Below are 17,399 nucleotides of genomic sequence, written 5' to 3' on the forward strand. Positions count from 1 at the left end.
GAGTGGGAGTGAACGTAATTCGTGCCGTGGCTTCCGCTCTGATGGTACCGACTGCGCGGTAAAGTTCGGCACCGGACCAATCGATCCGGCGCCTATTCAGATCATCATGCGATCCTCAGATCGCCAACGTCCCGGCCTTCGCCGCCGCAAACCGGTCGTTCACCTTCGACCAGTCCACCACGTTCCACCAGGCCTTGAGGTAGTCCGCGCGGCGATTGCGGTAGGTGAGATAGTAGGCGTGCTCCCAGACGTCGTTGCCGAAGACGACCGGAGTGCCGTCCATCCAGGGGGAATCCTGGTTCGGGCGGTTCACGATGGCGAGCTTGCCGTCCTTGCCGAGCACGACGAAGACCCAGCCAGAACCAAACTGGCGTGCGCCGGCGGCGTTGAAATCGGTCTGGAGCTTGGCGAAGCCGCCCAAATCCTTGTCGATGGTCGCCTTGAGGTCGCCCGTGGGCTCGCCGCCCTTGCCGCCCATGATGGTCCAGAACATCGCGTGATTGGCGTGGCCGCCACCGCTATTCCTGACAACCGGACGAAGCGCCTCCGGCAGGGACGACAGGTTGGCCAGCATCTCGGCAAGCGGCTTCTTGGCGAGGTCGGGCTCCTTGGCGAAGGCCGTGTTCAGGTTTGTGATGAAGGCGGCGTGGTGCTTGCCATGGTGCAACTCCATCGTCTCGGCGTCGATGGTCGGTGCGTTGCGGTCGTTCGGATAGGGCAGCGGGTCGAGCTTGAAGGGGCCGGTCGGGGCGGCGGCCGGTGCCGGTGCGGCCTGGGCGAAGACTCCCTGCGCTTTCATCGCGATGAGGCTGCCGCCCATGGCGGCAAGGGCGGTGCGGCGGTTCAGATGCATGATCTCGGTCTCCGGTGGACGGCCGACGAACCCGATGTCGGCGATGCGGCTACGCTTTTCACTCGCGAAAGGTTTCATTTCGCGATCACGAGATCGGTGCGGCACGGTTCTCCGCTCCCGCCGATCCTTCCCATTACGGCCACACCTTGATCGCCAGGCGTCGTTTCACGAGGTCGCGGTCGGAGGTGATGGCGCAGCCTTCGGTACGCAGCGTGACGTAGGTCATGAGGGCGGTGTCGCCGACATCGTCGAAGTTACGGCCGGTGGCGGCAGGGTCGAGGAGCGAAGGATAGGCGATGAGGCCGCCCGTTGCCTTGCAGGGATCGTCGTAGAGGGTCGCGCCTTCAAGGAGAAGGCGCGGCTGGTCCCAGGCGAGGAGATCGCGCGACGTGGTCCAGTAGAACCCGGAGCGGGGAAAGGCGGCGCTCGCCTGCGCCATGAACAGGGCGATCCAGGTGCCGGTCGCGCGGTGGCGCACCACGGCGCCGACGGGCGTCGGAAACGGCGCCACCGGCTTGCAGGTGTCGGATTCGGGCCGAGAAGGGCCGTAGGGACCGGGGAAGCGGGCGGTGAAGCCGGTTCCTGTCCAGGCACGCCAGCGGGTCGGATCGGCGGGACTGTCGGTGCGGAACAGGCAGACGCCGTGCTCCTGGCTCGTGCCCGCCGTGATCCAACCGGTCGTGGAAGCAAAGACATAGCGCCACCGCCCGTCGCCGACGATGTTGGACGGGTTGAAGAAGCCGCGGTGGCGGCCCTGACCGACCTCCTGCTTGAAAGGCGCCCCAGCCACCACCGCCGGCGGCGCGGCGCGGATGAAGCTGCGTCCGCCGTCGCTCGATGAGGCAGCGAGGATCGTGTTGTACCAGCACTCCATATAGACCTTGGAGCGGCAGCGGCCGGGATGTTTGTCGGCCTGGAACTCGTGATGGACGAGAGCCGCCACCTTGCTCCCGTCTTCGGTCCAGGTGGCCGTGATCCAGGAGCGGTCGTCGTAACGGGCCGGATCGGGATTGCCGGCGGAATCGAGGACGACCGCGCAATCGAGCTTCAAGGTGTCGAGGTCCGGCCCGCGCAGGACCCGGTTGCGGTAATGCATCCCGAACAGGGCGACGGCACCTGAGGCATCGCGAAAAGCCCGGGCGGAGGCGTCGGGAACGTCGGCACCGTCGCAGGCATCGCGGGTCGCCTCGAAGACGATGTGCGGCCCGCCGACCAGGGTGAGGGCGGAGAGTGGCGGTTCGCCGGCGGCGCGAACGGGTCCGGCCAGCGTCAGCAAGGCGAGAATCGCCACGGTCCACCGGCGGTACACGGGCGAGGGATTAGGCGGGCGCGTCATTCTCAAGCCTGGACTCAGGCTAAAGTTTACGGTCTGAACCGTTACGCTCCGATTGACCGACCCATTTTCCCGCGTCGAGGCCCCCATGCTGTTCCTGATCCTCGGTCTCGTGCTGTTCCTCGGCACCCACGCTTTCACCATGCTGCGGACGAGGCGGGCGAGCGTGATCGGCGAGGTCGGGGAGGCGCGCTACAAGCTCGGCTACACCGCGCTGTCGCTGATCGGGCTGATCCTGATCGGCTACGGCTTCGGGCTCTACCGGCAGGAGGGCATGATCCCGGTGTGGAACCCGCCGGTCTTCACCCGCCACCTCTCGCTGCTCCTCACCCTCTTCGCCTTCATCGCCCTGGCCGCGGCCTACCTGCCCGGCCATATCCGCGCGAGGGCGAAGCATCCGATGCTGCTCGCCGTGAAGATCTGGGCGACGGCGCATCTCCTCGCCAACGGCGATCTCGGCAGCATCCTGCTGTTCGGCGGCTTCCTGGCCTGGGCGGTGATCGCCCGCATCAGCCTCAAGCGCCGCGCGGCGAGCCCCGGCACGGTGGCGTCGCAGCACGGCGGCGCAGTGGCCGCACCCTCGGGCTGGCGCAACGATGCCATCGCCGTCGCGATCGGCCTCGTGACGTGGTTCGCCTTCGCCAAATACCTGCACCCGCTGCTCATCGGCGTCGCCGCCTGGCCGGGAATGGCCTGAGGCGCATCGCCTTCCTAGGAGACGGAGCCTCGCCCTTCCGTGAGCCGATCGAGGGCGGCAATGGTTTCGTCGCGCACCTGCCGGAGAGCCGCAAGAGGATCGGCGATATCGCGCGCGCCTCTGGCAGCATCTTCGACGGCGCGGCAGGCCTCGACGAGGCAGTGACACCCTAGCAGCCCTGACGACGATACCGCGACGTGCGTATCTCGCAGGATCTCGGCGAGATCATTGCTCTCGAACGCGCCGGTCAATTGCCGGCGAAGCGCGTCCGTCAGCGTCTTGACCCTCTCAGGTCCGATAAGGTCGGCAAACCCGTCGAACTCTGCTTTTTCGATGAGCGGCGGTTGCATAGGCTCCGTGGAGAGGCTGTGGGTCCGCCCCGACCCTGGAAGCATCCTGTGTGATTGCCCTCTGATCGCACCTTTGTACAGGTTTGCATCGCTTGCGTGCACAGGTCGCCGTGGCGAATTCCGTCTCGGCCGGACCGAATCCGATGCTCACCCCTTCTATGGTACGAGGCTGAAGGTTCCGCGGAAGAAGCTGCCGGCTGTCCGCAGTGAGGCCTGCGCGGCTGCGAGGACGAGGAGCGGCGGTGGAAGAGGTTTTGCTGCGCTGGATCGGGCAATCGATCGCGTTCAGGACCGAGATCCTCTGGCTCGTGGCCCTGATCCTGTCGGTACCTGTCAGCATCCACGTACTCTTACACAAGCGCGAGATCGGCGCCTCCATCGGCTGGATCGGCCTCGCCTGGCTGTCGCCGATCGTCGGGGCGACCCTCTACGTCCTGTTTGGCGTCAACCGCGTCACGCGGCGCGCCAAGAAGCTTCGGGTGAAACCCTCGCGGCAGACCGACCGGCCCGATTCCGACGATCCCGAAACCGTCGCCGCACCGGTGCTGCAGCCCCTCGACGAGGCCGTCTCGCGGATCACAGGTCTGCCGCTGCTGGGCGGAAATGCGGTTCTGGCTTACCGCAATGGCGACGAGGCCTACCCCGCGATGCTGGAAGCGATCGGCGACGCCCGAAGGTCGATCGCCCTGTCGAGCTACATCTTTCGCGACGATACCAGCGGGCGGCGCTTCCTCGCGGCATTGGCCGAAGCAAAGGCCCGAGGTGTGGAGGTCCGGGTCATCGTCGACGGAATCGGTAGCGGATACCTGTTCCCCGCCATCGAGCGTCACCTGCGCACGCTCGGTCTGCCGGTCGGCCGCTTCATGCATTCGGCCCTGCCTTGGCGAATGCCGTTCCTGAACCTTCGCTCGCACAAGAAGCTGCTCGTTGCCGACGGTTCGGTCGCCTTTACCGGCGGCATCAACATCTCGGAACAGAACGAAGTCTCATCCCGGCCGCGTCATCCGATCCGGGACCTGCATTTCAAGGTCACCGGCCCCGTGGTCGAGCAACTCACGGCCGCCTTCGTCGATGACTGGGCGCTCGTGGCCGACGAAGATCTCGACGGCCCGCCTTGGTTCCCGGCTCTCGCTCCCACCGGACCCACGCTCGCCCGCGTCGTGAGTTCCGGACCGGATGCGGATGTCAGGAAGATCGAGCTCGCGATCCTCCAGGCCGTGTCCTGTGCCCGCCGGAGCATCCGTCTCGTCACGCCGTATTTCCTGCCGAGCGAGGTCATGGCCTCTGCCCTGGCGCTGGCGGCGGGGCGCGGCCTGTCCGTCGACGTCATCGTTCCGGCCACGAGCGATCACCCCATCGTCGATTGGGCGATGCGGGCCCATATCGACCCGCTCCTCGAAGCTGGTGTTCGGATCTGGCTCGACGACCCGCCCTTCGACCATTCCAAGGTTCTCGTCGTCGACAAGGCATGGTGCTTCGTCGGCAGCGCGAATTGGGACATGCGCAGCCTGCGGCTCAATTTCGAGCTCAATGTCGAGATCTACGACGAGGCCCTGGCGGTGGACCTCGACGCCTTCATGGCCGAGAAGATGAACGCGCGCCTCACCCCTGAGGATCTGTCGGCGCGCTCGCTTCCCGTGCGCCTTCGCGACGCCAGCGTCCGACTCTTGCTGCCATATCTCTGAACCGCGAGATCTCGGGTCGCGACATTTCCCCGGAGGGGGCAAGGTGCACGGTGATCGGCCGGTGGTCAGAAGCGCCTCGGGGCAGTGCGCTGTGGGCGTGGCAGGCGAGCCCGCGCACGAGGCAGCGATCGAGCCTGAGCGGGACGAGGCGCCCCATCGCATGCGTCGGCCGCCTCGGCCCGACGTCGCGAAAACCCGGCAAGAGGGGCGGCCCGACGAGATTGTAATCGCCGATCACCGCAGCCCGCTCGGGAAGGCTGCGCTCGATCCGGCGAAGCTGGCGCCGATTGAGCACCTGACCGTGCGAGAGATGGACGTTGGCGATACCGAAATCGCCGAGATCCAGCACCTGGCAGACCCGGTCGAACAGGGTGCCGCCGGGAAGTTCGATCACCTCAGGCGGTCTGGCGAAGGGCTTGCGGCTCCAGATCGCGAGACCGTGGATGCGGCCGGGCATCTGCGCCCAGGCGTAGTGGCCGCCGGCCTTCGCCGGAAGCCCTTCGATGTCCTTCGTCGCCTCCTGCATCAGGACGAGGTCCGGCTGTTCGTGGGCGATCAACGTCGCGATGCCCGCGACCGTCGCTCCGGTACGCCTAAGCAGGTTCCAGCTGACGATCTTACGGCAATCCGGAGGGTAGGACACCGACAGGGCCGGTCCGGGCTTGCGGCTGAGGAGGGCGGAGCGTGCGAGAGCGCGGTCATTCAGCATTGCGCATTAACTGGGCCGCAGGGGCCTCCAAGGAAAGGCCGAAAGGAAAGGCCGCCACGCTCCGGATCAGGAATCGGGCCCCGCGAGGATGGGCGAGAGGGTTCTCCCCGCCAGCAGGGTAGCGAGGCGTCCCTCCGCCGTTGTGTCGGACGCAATGAGGAGCCCGCCGCAGACCCGATCGGTTCCCGCGAACGCGTAACGCAGCACGCTCGCGGGAGCGAGGATTCCCGGCTGCTGGGAGACCAGGCCCTGCATCTTTCCGGGCCTGTCGTAGCGGCCGTTGACGATCGACAAACCGGCGGCCCGCCCGGACGGGACGACCGGTGTGAAGGCAAGCCGACTGCGGCCATACTGCGCCATGGCGCGGCGCGGAGAGGCGATGGCCGCGAGCACGTCGGGCGCGAGGTGGATCAGCCCTTCGACCGTCACCGGTCGAACCGCGGCCGCGAACCGATCGAGGACGATGAGGCCGCTGAGATCGTGGAGGATGACGAGGATGCGCGCATGCGCGTACATCGGCCCGTGGACGTTCGTTCCGATCTCGTAGGCGGTGGCGCCGTCGAGCGGTGTCGATCCCGCCAGCCAAGCCTCGCCGCTGCCGGGCTCCCGGCCATCCGGGATTGCCACGTTATGCGCCTCCGCCGAGGCGAGGTGATGACGCGCAGCTCCGGTCTCGACCAGCGTGGAGCCGCCGGCCTCGACGATCCAGCGGATGCCTTCCGTGGCGTAGACGAAGGAGGTGACGTCGCGGTGGCCTTGGCCTCGTGTCGCGTAGGTACAGGCGAAATGCCCCCAATTCCGCCCCGTCGAGTCCTGGCGTCTGATCAAGAAACCGGCGCTGGGCTCCGCCGGTGGCGGCGACGCTGTCCTCCCGCCACGACGCTCGGCCACGAGATCGCGGCCGGCAGCGAAGGCAGCCCGAAGCCGCCCGATCCAGCCGGCATGATCCTCGCCATGCGGCGTGTCGCCAAAGGGCGGCAGACGCGATCCGGGATCGAGCAATTCCGATAGGCCCGGCAAGGCCGCCTCGACACGACGAGTGATCATTCCGCCTAAGGGCTGGTCCTTGAGCGCTCCCGCCAGTGCCGCTCCGAGGTTTATGAGCTCGAGCCGCCGGTGCGGACTCGGATCGGCAATGCCTTCATTCAGGTGGGTCAGCCGCTCGACGCAATCCGCGATGCCGTTCGTGGCGAGTCCTAGCCAATGGCCGGAAAGCGGCAAGCCCGGAAGGGCGCGGGCGATGCAGAGGAGCGCCGAAGCCGCTTCGAGCTGAAGGATCGAGCGGGCGAGGGCGTTTTGCCCGACGATCTCCGCGAGCGCGAAGCCGTGCCTGACCATCTCGCCGGTGAGCGCGACAGCGTGTGTTGCCGTCGCCCCGCTGCAGCGCCCCAGAAGGCGGACGAACACTTCGGCGCGCATCGCAAGGGCTGCCGGATGCAGGGCGAGCGCGTCGGCGGGCTCCCCCCATGGGTTCACTGCCGACCACGATAGCGCGAGTCGCAGGGCAGCTTCCGCATCGCCGTGTGATCCGGCCATCGGCCAGAGCCAGCTCAGCGATTGATAGGCGATCCGCCAAGCCACCGAGCGGAACGGGTCCTCGGTCCAGTCCGGGTCCTCCGGAAGTGGCCAGTCGGGACATTGCGCCAGGCGCAGGGGCGTGCCGGCCGGCCGGCTCTGCTGCTCGCCGTAGCGGAGGGCCTGCGCTCGGGCGAGGATCGGTGGCACCGCCTCCGCGACCCGCGGTGGAGGGCACCAGTGGAGCACCGCGGCGGGCGAGACGCCGAGCCGCTCGGCGAGGTTCGCCAAGAACTCCGAGGACGAGAGACGATCCTCGCCGCTCAGGCTCTCGAGCCGAAGGCCGTCTTCGAGAGAGACCTCCGGCGCGTCAAGGAGTTCGACCTCGGTCACGGTGCCATCCCAGGTGGCGAATCCGACGGAGACGCGGGCGGCTTCGGCCGGGGGCGCAAGGTCCAGGGTGAAGCGGCGTGCCTGCTGCTGAGCGGGAATGTTCACGAAGGCACCGACCGCCGGGATCAAGATCGTGCCGGGATAGGGTGGGGCGATCTCACTGCCGTTGACGTCGCGGTAGACGATGCGGGCGAGAGCCGAATGCTCGCCAGGAGCGGGCGCGAAGATCTGTCCGCGAAGGATCAGCGGACGGCCTGTTATCAGGACGTAGTCGAACCATTCGGGGTTCTGCGCGAGGGGCCGGCGGCGGCGGAAGGGCGCCGCCATACCGGAGATCGCTTCTCGTGCCACCTGAAGAAGGCGCGGGCGGCCGATGACGAACGCGTGGGTGTTGCGCCACGACCGGATCGTGATGGCGACCTCGGCGGCGGGGGCGGGAAGCGCGAACGCCACACGCACCATGGCTGTCCGCGGGGCCACGACCTCCCCGGGATGCAATGCCGGTCCGGCAATCCAGGCGCCATGGGGATCGAGCAGCGTCCGGTCGAGGCCCGGGACTTGGTCGAAGTCGAGGCTAGACCCATCGGGCGCGCGCAGGTCGATCCCGACAAGGGCGAAATCGGGAACCGAAAGTGCACTTTCGTCGGTATCCCAGTCGATACCGAAACTGAACTCGCACCATTGGTTCGGCACGAGGCCGGAATAACCAAGGACTACCCGCGACCAGCGGTTCTTAGTGCCCACGCGGTGGTGATCTTCTTCGGAACCGGCGCTTGCGCCACCGGCATAGCGCGCCGGTTCAGCCTCGATCACGAATATTCCCCAGAGCGGCGACGTCCGAAAGCCACCTCGTGGCGCTCGGACGAACCGAATGGACGAGGCATCATCTCGGGCTCGGCATGATGCGTGGCGGGCTCCCGACAGGATCGGAGGCCGCGATCGGCCGACGGGCCTTCCTTTCGGACTGCGGCCTTGGCGGCGAGGTGTCAAGCTTTTGCGACGACACGGCGAGAACCGGACGAAGGACGCCGGGAGAGGACAGGGCGTCAGCTTCGGACAAGGTTGCCGCCTTAAGGCTCGGACAGAAGACGATCGCATCCGGAGAAGGCGGTGACCGGTGTTTACCTTTTCGAGCTCGCGTCGAAGCAGGCCCGTTACCTTGCCGTTCGGCAGGCGACGATCGCCAGCAACGTCGCCAACGCGAACACCCCGGACTACAAGGCGCGCGACGTCGTGCCTTTCTCCGAAGTCATGTCTCGCATGGCACAGACCACCGGCATGGAGATGACTGCGAGCGCCCACATGACCGCGGGTGAGAACAGCATCCCGACGAAAGCGGTCTCCGCAGATGCCGCCTGGGATGCCCTCGACACGTCGAGCTCCGTCAGCCTCGAGCAGGAGATGCTCAAGGCAGGCGAGGTCAGCCGCGATCACAACTTGAACACGGGCGTCGTCAAGGCTTTTCACCGGATGCTGATGTCGGCCGTGAGGTCCGGCTGATGATCGATCCTCTCGCCGCTTCGACACGCCTCGCCGCCGCCGGCCTGGAAGCCCAGTCCCTGCGGTTACGCGTCGCCGCCGAGAACGTCGCCAACGCCCAATCGACCGGCTCTGAACCGGGCGCGGACCCCTATGCACGCAAGACCGTCAGCTTCCGCACGGCGATGGACCGCGCCGCCGGCGTTGCCTCGGTCAGGCTCGCGGCCATCGGGACCGACAATACTCCGTTTCGAATCGAGCGCGACCCCGGCAACCCGGCCGCCGACGACGAGGGCAACGTCAAGATGCCCAACGTGAACATGCTTGTGGAGATGGCCGATATCCGCGAGGCCAACCGCTCCTACGAGGCCAACGTGCAGGTGATCAAGCAGGCGCGCGCCATGGTCGCGAGCGTCATCGATCTCCTGAGAACCTGAGGACCGTCCCGATGATCGAAGCCCTCGCCTCCATCTCAGCCTTCGACAAGGCGGGTGCGGCCTCCCGCACCGAAGGCACCGCTGCGCTTCAGCGCGCGGTGATGCCGGCATCGTCGGCCGCACCGACGACCGATTTTGCCGACGTGATGGCCCAGCTCGTCTCCGGCGTCCGCACCTCGGTCCGCACCGGCGAGGCCACCGCGATCCAGGGGATCAAGGGCAACGCCTCGGCCCAGCAGGTCGTCGAGGCCGTGCTCTCCGCCGAGCAGAGCCTGCAGACCGCTATCGCCGTACGCGACAAGGTGGTCGCCGCCTATCTCGAACTCAGCCGCATGCCGATCTGATCAACGTGCCGATTTAAGGAACGAACGCCGTGAGAGCTCTCGCCATCGCCGCGACCGGCATGAACGCCCAGCAGCTGAATCTCGAGGTCATCGCCAACAACATCGCCAACCTGAACACCACCGGGTTCAAGCAGGCGCGCGCCGAGTTCACCGACCTGCTCTACCAGGCCGAGCGCCAGCAAGGCGTGCCGAACCAAGCCGGCCAGGAGCCGGTTCCCGAGGGCGCGATGCTGGGTCTCGGCGTGCGCACCGCCGCGATCCGCAACCTCCACCGTCAAGGGCAGCTCGCCAACACCGCCAACCAGCTCGACATGGCGATCAACGGCCGCGGATATTTCCAGATCACCAGCCCCAACGGCGAGATCAATTATACCCGCGCCGGCTCGTTCAACCGAAACAATGCCGGCCAGCTCGTGACGCTGGAGGGCTACACCGTCGAGCCGGCGATCCTGATCCCGGCCAATGCGGTGGACGTGGTGGTCAACCAGTCTGGGCAGGTGTTCGCCAAGATCGACGGCCAGGTCGCCCAGCAGAACATCGGCCAGCTCTCGCTCGCCAACTTCGCCAACGAATCCGGCCTCGAGCCCCTCGGCAACGGCCTCTACCGCGAGACACCGGCCTCCGGTCAGGCGGTGGTCGGCGTCGCCGGCGACGTGAGCTTCGGCAGGATCCAGCAGGGCTACCTCGAAGGCTCGAACGTCGATCCGGTCAAAGAAATCACCAACATGATCACGGCGCAGCGCGCCTTCGAGATGAACTCGAAGGTGATCACCACCGCCGACGAGATGGCCGGCACGGTCTCCAAGGGCATCCGCTAAGGGCCGACTGCGATGCGACGCCTCTCAGCGTCCATCCGCCAGACCAGACAAGACGCGCGGGCGGCGGGACGGGTGCTCCGGCGCCGGACCCTGTCAGCCGAGAGCCGGACACAGAAGAGTACGACGGACATGGGCAAGACCTCCTTCCACCGACGGATCGCGGGCGCCCTTGCTGGCCTCGTCCTCGCCTGCGTCGGGCCGGTCGCGGCGGGCGAGCTGATGCTTCCCGTCCCGACCGTGACGATCTATGCCGGCGACATCATCAAGGAATCGATGCTGCGCCTGCAGGCCTATCCCGAGACCTTCAAGGCCCGGGCCGCCGTGATCGACGCGCCGCTCGCCATGGTCGGTCGCTCCGCCCGCCGGATGCTGCTGCCGGGCGAGCCGGTGCCGGTCAACGCCGTCGATGATCCTCGCCTCGTCAGCCGCGGCGCGCCGACCCAAATCGTGTTCGAGGAGAATGGCCTGTTCATCACCACCGTGGGGTCGCCCCTCCAGAACGGAGGCCTCGGCGAACTCATCCGGATCCGCAATAGCGATACCGGACGGATCATCCTGGGCACCGTGATGGCCGACGGACGCGTCCGGACCGGTGACAGATGATGCGCCACATCCTCCTCGTCCTGGCAGCTTTCTTCCTCGTCGCCCCGGCCGCCTTGGCCGGCACCCGCATCAAGGACATCGCCACCCTCAAGGGCGTGCGCGACAACCAGCTCGTCGGCTACGGCCTCGTCACCGGCCTTCAGGGCACGGGCGATACCCTTCGCAATGCCCAATTCACCGAGCAGTCGCTGCAATCGATGCTCGACAAGATGGGCATCAACGTCCGCGATGCCCGCCTGCGCACCCGCAACGTCGCCGCCGTCATGGTGACCGCCGACCTGCCGCCCTATACGGGCATCGGCTCGCGCATCGACGTCACCGTGACCTCCCTCGGCGATTCATCCTCGCTCAAGGGCGGGACCCTGCTGATGACTCCGCTGATGGGCGGCGACGGCCTCGTCTACGCCGCGGCGCAGGGACCGCTCGCGGTCTCCGGCTTCGTCGTCGGCGGTCAGGCCGAGACGGTGACGCAGGGCGTGCCGACCGCCGGGCGCATCCCCAACGGCGCGCTGATCGAGCGCGAGGTGACGGGCACCTTCCGCGACCTGCCCGAACTCGTGATGGAGCTCAAGAACCCGGACTTCAAGACCGCGATCCTGGTAGCGGATGCCATCAACGCCTACGCCCTGCAGCGCTTCCGCAAGCGCGTCGCGATCCCCCGCGATCAGCGCGCCGTGGTGCTGATCCGCCCCGCCCAGATCGCGCAGACGCGCTTCATTGCCGAAGTCGGGGATCTCTCCGTCGATCCCGACGTGCCGGCCCGGGTCGTCGTCGACCAGCGCACCGGAACGGTGGTGATCGGGCGAAACGTGCAGGTCTCGACGGTGGCGGTGACCCACGGCAACCTCACGGTCCGCGTGAGCGAGACGCCCGAGGTCTCGCAGCCCGAGGGCTTCTCGCGCGGTCAGACCGTCGTGGTGCCGCGCACCGAGGTGGCGGTGAACGAGCAGCCGGGGCGCCTCGCGATCATCCGCGGCTCGGACCTCCAGACCCTTGTGCGCGGCCTCAACCAGGTCGGGCTCAAGCCCACCGACATCATCTCGATACTGCAGGCGGTGAAGACCGCTGGCGCACTCCAGGCGGAGCTCGTCGTCCAATGATCCGCGCGCGGTTTCTCCTCGCTGCGACCTTCTCGCTTGCCTTGGTCGCCGGTCCGGCATCGGCAGTCGAAGCACCGCCGGCCGAGACGGCCAAAGCAGCGGAGGCGGCGCCGAAGCAATCCGGGTACTGCGCCAGCATCGCGGACGCTGCCGCGGATGCCCGCTTCGCCTGGCAGAAGGAACAGCTCGCGGCGCTGGAAAAGCAGGTCGAGGAGCGGATCAAGCGCCTCGAAGAAAAGCGAGCCGAGTACGAATCCTGGCTCTCGCGCCGCGACGCCTTCCTCGCCAAGGCCGACGAGGGCGTCGTCGCGATCTACACGAAGATGCGCGCCGATGCGGCTGCCCTTCAGCTCGCCAACATGCCCGACGAATCCGCGGCGGCGATCCTGACGAAGCTCAACGCCAGGACCGCCAGCGCCATCCTGAGTGAGATGGAGGCCGCCCGCGCCTCCCAACTCGCCCGCGTCATGACCGATCTGGGCAAGAAGGCCCGAGACAGCGAGAAATCCTGATGACCCTCCCGTTGAATCCTCGGACCAGGCTCGGCCTCGCTCTCGTCGTCCTCGCTCCCACGCTCGGCGCCTGCAACAGCAACCGCCTCTCCGAGTTCGGGCAGCCGCCAGTGCTGAGCCCGATCGGCACCGGTCTCGCCGCCCCGCGCGAGACCCTGCCCACTACTTTCGGCTCGCTCAACCGGCGCACCTATCACTCGGCTTGGTCGCCGAATGCCGTCGAGATGTACCAAGACCCGCGCGCTCGCAATGTCGGCGACGTGATCACGGTGGCGATCCAGATCGAGGACAAGGCGCAATTCGACAATTCGAGTGATCGCTCGCGCAGCCAGCGTTCGAGCCTCGGCTTCGACTTCGGCTACGGCGTCTCGGCGCTCAAGGATTCGGCGACCGCCGATGCCGGCATCCGCTCCTCCATGGAAACCAAGGGCGCGGGCAGCATCGACCGCTCCGAGAGCCTCCGGTTCTCGGTGGCCGCGGTCGTCACCGAGGTCATGCCCAACGGCAACATCCTGATCTCGGGCTCGCAGGAGGTGCGGGTCAATAACGAAGTCCGCGTGCTCAACGTCGCCGGCATCGTCCGGCCGCGCGACATCTCGCGGACCAACACCATCGCGTACGACAAGATCGCCGAGGCGCGGGTCTCGTATGGCGGTCGCGGCCGCATCAGCGAGGTGCAGGCGCCAACTCTTGGCCAGCAGGTCTTCGAGACCCTGGCGCCGTTCTGACGCCGTCTCGATCCGGAGAACGACACGATGGCCGACAAGAAGGACGATGCGCCGAAGAAGAAGGGCGCTATGGCGCTGATCGGCGCCGTGGCGGTGGCGAGCCTCGTCGCGATCGGCACAGGTGGTGGACTCGGCATCTACCTTCATTCCACCGTCGAGAAGGCGGTCGACCAGAAGAAGCGCGAGGAAGAGGACAAGGCGGTCAAGGTGCTGACATACACCGGCGACCTTTCCCTGCGCAGCGTCGGCTCCGTGGTCACCAATCTTGCCGATCCCAACGAGGCCTGGGTCCGCCTCGAGTCCTCCGTCGTGTTCAAGACGGTCTCGGTGCCGGCACCTGACGTGGCGCTCGCCGAGATCCGGGCCGACATCGTCGCCTATCTGCGCTCGGTCACCACGAAGCAGATCGAGGGCGCGAGCGGTCTGCAGCATCTTCGCGAAGACCTCAACGAGCGCGTCGCTTTGCGCACCAAGGGCCAGATCCGCGAGCTGATCGTGGAATCCATCGTGGTGCAGTAGGGCACTTTCCCCTCCCCCTTGTGGGGAGGGGCAGGGGTGCGGATGGCTGGGCGACCTGTCGTCGAGGCCAGCGGAACCACCCTCACCTCCAACTCCTCCCCCCAAGGGGGAAGTGAGTCGCCAGCATCGGTTAGGTTCGATCGACGGAAAGCCTCATGAGACCCCTCACAACGGCGTTCCTCGCCCTCGCCTTAATGCCGCTCCTGACTGCCGCAGCTTCCGCGCAATCGGCCACCGGCCTTCCGGCCCTCGATGCGCTCCTGCCCGCCGGCAACGGCGCCGCGAGCGGGCGCATCCTGCAGCTCATCGCCCTGATGACGGTGCTGTCCCTGGCGCCGGGCCTCCTCGTCATGGTGACGAGCTTCACGCGCTTCGCGGTGGCGTTCTCGTTCCTGCGATCGGGGCTCGGGCTGCAGAGCACACCGGCCAACATGTTCCTCGTCAGCCTCGCGCTCTTCCTCACCTTCTACGTCATGGCCCCGACCTTCGACCGGGCCTGGAACGAGGGCATCAAGCCGCTCAGCGAGAACCGGATCACCGAGGTCGAGGCCCTCCCGAAGATCGTCGAGCCGTTCCGCGAGTTCATGACCACCCATGTGAGGCCCAAGGACCTCCAGACCTTCACGGACCTCGCCAGCCGTACCTTCCCGGCGGTGCAGGAAGGCGAGAAGATCGACCTGCGAATCCTCATACCCGCCTTCATGATCTCGGAGCTCAGACGGGGCTTCGAGATCGGCTTCCTCATCGCCCTGCCGTTCCTCGTGATCGACATGATCGTGTCCACGGTGGTGATGTCGATGGGCATGATGATGCTGCCGCCGACCGTGATCTCGCTGCCGTTCAAGGTGCTGTTCTTCGTCCTCATCGACGGCTGGAACATGCTGGTGAGCGGGCTCGTACGATCGTTCTTCTGACCGCCCCTGGGAAAGCAACCTCCGCACAAGGATCGCGGGCGACAAGGACCTTCGCAGGCATGACCTCAGCGGAGCAGCCCTTTACATGTCCGGTCTCCAACACGCCGAACGGCTCTGGAACAACATTCTCGCGCTCGGCGGACGGCGCATCGCGGCGCTGGGCCTGATCGGCCTCGTCGTGTTCCTGTCGGTGGGGCTCGGCGCCTATTACCTCAGCCGGCCCGCCCAGGAACCCCTCTACACGGGCCTCAGCCGCGAGGATGTCGGCCGCATCGGCGGCGTCCTCAAGGATGCCAACATCCCCTTCGACGTGGCCGCCGACGGCGCCTCCGTCCTCGTCGCCTACGGCCATACCGCGCAGGCCCGGATGCTGCTCGCCGAGAAGGGCCTGCCGCAGAGCTCGAAATCCGGGTACGAATTGTTCAACGACCTTGGCTCGCTGGGCATGACCTCCTTCATGCAAGAGGTGACTCGGGTCCGTGCCCTCGAAGGCGAGATCGCACGCACCATTCAGGGCATGAAGGGCGTGCGCGCCGCCCGCGTCCACATCGTCCTGCCGGACCGCGGCTCGTTCCGGCGCGACCAGCAGCCGCCCTCCGCCTCCGTCGTGGTCCGCACCGAGCCCGCCGACGACGTCAGTGGCGCCCAGGCCATTCGCCAGCTCGTCGCCTCCGCCGTTCCCGGCATGAGGCCCGACCGCGTCACCGTCATCGGCACCGACGGCGCCCTTATCCTTTCGGGGGACGAGACCAGCACGGCGACCACAGGCAAGATGGCGAGTCTCGAGAAGACCGTCAGCCGCGAGGTCCAGGAGAACATCCGCCGGACGCTCACGCCCTATCTCGGCATCGGCAATTTCGAGGTCAGCGTCGCGGCGCGGCTGAACACCGACAAGACCTCGGTGAACGAGACGATCTACAATCCCGATCAGCGGGTCGAGCGCTCGACTCGCGCCGTCCGCGAGACCGAGAACGCGCAGAACCGCAATTCGCAGCGTCCGACCTCTGCCCAGCAGAACCTGCCCGACCAGCGCACGCGCTCGGACGGCAACGACACCTCCAGCAACGAGACCCAGAAGCGCGAGGATCTCACCAATTACGAGATCTCGACGAAGACGATCCAGACCGTCAGCGACGGCTACGCCATCAAGCAGATCTCGGTCGCCGTCCTCGTCAATCGCTCGCGCCTGGCGGCCCTCGCGGGCCCTCAGGGCGGCAAGGAATCGATCGACGCGCAGATCGCCGAGATCGAGCAGCTCATCGGCTCGGCCGCCGGCTTCAGCAAGGAGCGCGGCGACAACGTGAAGGTCGCGGCCGTCGGCTTCGTCAATGACGGCCAGCCGCTGGAGCCGGTGGCGCCCTTGAGCCTGCAGGACGTGCTGCTGCGCCAGTCGGCGACCCTCATCAACGCCGCCACCATCCTCCTCGTCGCCGGTCTCCTGATCTGGTTTGGCCTGCGCCCGGCCATGCGCGCCATCCTGGCGATCCCGGCCGCCGAGCAGGAGCAGGTCGCCGCCCTCGCGGCTGCCTCTGGGGCGAGCCTGCCTGGCCCGGACGGGGCGGCGCTCGCCGGACCGCCGGGGTCGGGACTTGCCGAGCTCGCAGGTCCCGTCCCGACCAACGTCGCCGGTATGATCGAGGACCTCGCCGACAAGATGGCCCGCTCCCCGCAGAAGCGCCTCGAGCAGATGATCGAGGCCGACGAGGAGCAAGCCGCGCAGATCCTGAAGCGCTGGCTCATGCGTGAGGAAGTTGCCTGATGGCACCGGTGATCGCCCGCTACCTCCCCGACTTCTCCATCGCCGAGGCCTCGCCCCCGCCGCGCGCCCAGGACGGCCTCGCCCTCCTGCTCCGCAACCCGACACGCCCCGCAGCACCCACGCCGCCGCCGGAGGATCGCGAAGCCCTCCTGCGTGCCGCCGAGGCGAAGGGATGGGAGCAGGGCCGCGCCGACGCCCAGGCCGAATCCGCATCGATCCTTGCCCGTGCGCGGGAGGATTTCGACGCCCGGCTCGACATCGCACGGCGCGACTGGTGCCGCCTGGAGGCCGAAAGCCTTGCCGCCGGCTTCAGCGCTGCCCTGGCGACGCTGGCAACCACCTTCAGCGACAGGATCGGCCAGCTCCTCGTTCCGGTCGTCACCGAAACCCTCCGCCGGCAGGCGGTCGACGAGCTCTCGACGGTGCTGACCGGGCTTCTCAGCGAAGGTCCGCGTGGTGCTCCGATCCGGGTCCAGGGCCCCGGCGACCTCCTCGATGCCATCGCCGGCCAGCTCGGTGCTTTGTCCGGCTCGGTCGCGTTCGTTCCCGCCGACGCCATCGAGATCACTGTCCGTGCCGACCAGACCTTGATCGAGACGCAGCTCGGCGCATGGGCCGGCCGCCTCGCCGCCGCAGTCGGGGAGCGCTGAC

At 67.3% G+C, this 17,399-nt stretch carries 19 protein-coding genes; 14 read left to right on the top strand and 5 right to left on the bottom strand.

Annotated features, from left to right (window positions below; translation table 11 throughout):
* Positions 1 to 115: 115 nt before the first annotated feature.
* Both K2Y56_RS10295 and K2Y56_RS10300 read right to left on the bottom strand, forming a co-directional pair.
* Positions 116 to 799, bottom strand: coding sequence for a superoxide dismutase (locus K2Y56_RS10295; RefSeq protein ID WP_292507341.1), 684 nt, complete (start codon positions 797 to 799; stop codon positions 116 to 118).
* Positions 800 to 986: 187 nt separating this feature from the next.
* Complete coding sequence (locus K2Y56_RS10300; RefSeq protein ID WP_292507286.1) at positions 987 to 2,189, bottom strand: hypothetical protein; 1,203 nt, start codon at positions 2,187 to 2,189, stop codon at positions 987 to 989.
* 85 nt (positions 2,190 to 2,274) lie between these two features.
* Here K2Y56_RS10300 and K2Y56_RS10305 point away from each other — a divergent pair, with 85 nt between their 5' ends.
* Complete coding sequence (locus K2Y56_RS10305; protein WP_292507287.1) at positions 2,275 to 2,883, top strand: NnrU family protein; 609 nt, start codon at positions 2,275 to 2,277, stop codon at positions 2,881 to 2,883.
* 14 nt (positions 2,884 to 2,897) lie between these two features.
* Here the strand turns inward: K2Y56_RS10305 and K2Y56_RS10310 are convergent, their stop codons facing one another.
* The gene (locus K2Y56_RS10310) at positions 2,898 to 3,233 is read right to left on the bottom strand and encodes an Hpt domain-containing protein (protein ID WP_292507288.1); all 336 of its coding nucleotides are present in this window, start codon (positions 3,231 to 3,233) and stop codon (positions 2,898 to 2,900) included.
* Positions 3,234 to 3,475: 242 nt separating this feature from the next.
* On the opposite strand from K2Y56_RS10310, the gene K2Y56_RS10315 reads away from it, so the two are divergent.
* Positions 3,476 to 4,918 (top strand): phospholipase D-like domain-containing protein, encoded by a 1,443-nt coding sequence (locus tag K2Y56_RS10315; protein WP_292507289.1) that lies wholly within the window; start codon positions 3,476 to 3,478, stop codon positions 4,916 to 4,918.
* Here K2Y56_RS10315 and K2Y56_RS10320 read toward each other — a convergent pair.
* Positions 4,836 to 5,627: an endonuclease/exonuclease/phosphatase family protein gene (locus K2Y56_RS10320; protein WP_292507290.1), complete on the bottom strand. Its 792-nt coding sequence runs from the start codon at positions 5,625 to 5,627 to the stop codon at positions 4,836 to 4,838. The two genes, K2Y56_RS10315 and K2Y56_RS10320, sit on opposite strands and share 83 nt — an antisense overlap.
* 66 nt (positions 5,628 to 5,693) lie before the next feature.
* Complete coding sequence (locus K2Y56_RS10325) at positions 5,694 to 8,279, bottom strand: heparinase II/III family protein (protein WP_292507291.1); 2,586 nt, start codon at positions 8,277 to 8,279, stop codon at positions 5,694 to 5,696.
* Positions 8,280 to 8,645: 366 nt separating this feature from the next.
* Between K2Y56_RS10325 and flgB the strand changes: the two genes are divergently transcribed.
* The 12 genes from flgB to K2Y56_RS10385 all read left to right on the top strand — a co-directional run bounded on the left by flgB (position 8,646) and on the right by K2Y56_RS10385 (position 17,398).
* Entirely contained in the window at positions 8,646 to 9,035 is a 390-nt protein-coding gene (gene flgB / locus K2Y56_RS10330) for a flagellar basal body rod protein FlgB (RefSeq protein ID WP_292507292.1), read from the top strand.
* Entirely contained in the window at positions 9,035 to 9,451 is a 417-nt protein-coding gene (flgC, locus tag K2Y56_RS10335; protein WP_292507293.1) for a flagellar basal body rod protein FlgC, read from the top strand. The genes flgB and flgC overlap by 1 nt, the downstream gene beginning before the upstream one ends.
* 11 nt (positions 9,452 to 9,462) lie before the next feature.
* Positions 9,463 to 9,795, top strand: a complete 333-nt coding sequence (locus K2Y56_RS10340; protein ID WP_292507294.1) for a flagellar hook-basal body complex protein FliE — start codon at positions 9,463 to 9,465, stop codon at positions 9,793 to 9,795.
* Between the two features lie 29 nt (positions 9,796 to 9,824).
* On the top strand, positions 9,825 to 10,613 hold the full coding sequence (gene flgG / locus K2Y56_RS10345) for a flagellar basal-body rod protein FlgG (protein ID WP_292507295.1): 789 nt from the start codon (positions 9,825 to 9,827) through the stop codon (positions 10,611 to 10,613).
* Positions 10,614 to 10,832: 219 nt separating this feature from the next.
* Complete coding sequence (flgA, locus tag K2Y56_RS10350; protein ID WP_292507342.1) at positions 10,833 to 11,216, top strand: flagellar basal body P-ring formation chaperone FlgA; 384 nt, start codon at positions 10,833 to 10,835, stop codon at positions 11,214 to 11,216.
* On the top strand, positions 11,216 to 12,316 hold the full coding sequence (gene flgI, locus K2Y56_RS10355; RefSeq protein ID WP_292507343.1) for a flagellar basal body P-ring protein FlgI: 1,101 nt from the start codon (positions 11,216 to 11,218) through the stop codon (positions 12,314 to 12,316). Before flgA ends, flgI begins: the two co-directional genes overlap by 1 nt.
* The gene (locus K2Y56_RS10360) at positions 12,313 to 12,828 is read left to right on the top strand and encodes a MotE family protein (RefSeq protein ID WP_292507296.1); all 516 of its coding nucleotides are present in this window, start codon (positions 12,313 to 12,315) and stop codon (positions 12,826 to 12,828) included. Before flgI ends, K2Y56_RS10360 begins: the two co-directional genes overlap by 4 nt.
* A complete protein-coding gene (gene flgH, locus K2Y56_RS10365; RefSeq protein WP_292507297.1) occupies positions 12,828 to 13,556 on the top strand; it encodes a flagellar basal body L-ring protein FlgH in 729 nt (242 codons plus the stop codon). Before K2Y56_RS10360 ends, flgH begins: the two co-directional genes overlap by 1 nt.
* A gap of 27 nt (positions 13,557 to 13,583) precedes the next feature.
* The gene (locus tag K2Y56_RS10370) at positions 13,584 to 14,075 is read left to right on the top strand and encodes a flagellar basal body-associated FliL family protein (protein ID WP_292507298.1); all 492 of its coding nucleotides are present in this window, start codon (positions 13,584 to 13,586) and stop codon (positions 14,073 to 14,075) included.
* Positions 14,076 to 14,230: 155 nt separating this feature from the next.
* On the top strand, positions 14,231 to 14,989 hold the full coding sequence (fliP, locus tag K2Y56_RS10375) for a flagellar type III secretion system pore protein FliP (protein WP_292507299.1): 759 nt from the start codon (positions 14,231 to 14,233) through the stop codon (positions 14,987 to 14,989).
* An 85-nt stretch (positions 14,990 to 15,074) separates the two neighbouring features.
* Positions 15,075 to 16,748 (top strand): flagellar basal-body MS-ring/collar protein FliF, encoded by a 1,674-nt coding sequence (gene fliF, locus K2Y56_RS10380; RefSeq protein ID WP_292507300.1) that lies wholly within the window; start codon positions 15,075 to 15,077, stop codon positions 16,746 to 16,748.
* The gene (locus tag K2Y56_RS10385) at positions 16,748 to 17,398 is read left to right on the top strand and encodes a hypothetical protein (RefSeq protein WP_292507301.1); all 651 of its coding nucleotides are present in this window, start codon (positions 16,748 to 16,750) and stop codon (positions 17,396 to 17,398) included. Before fliF ends, K2Y56_RS10385 begins: the two co-directional genes overlap by 1 nt.
* The last annotated feature ends 1 nt before the right edge of the window (position 17,399 follow it).

It is taken from the genome of Methylobacterium sp., from assembly GCF_019745455.1.
Classification (GTDB): Bacteria; Pseudomonadota; Alphaproteobacteria; order Rhizobiales; family Beijerinckiaceae; genus Methylobacterium.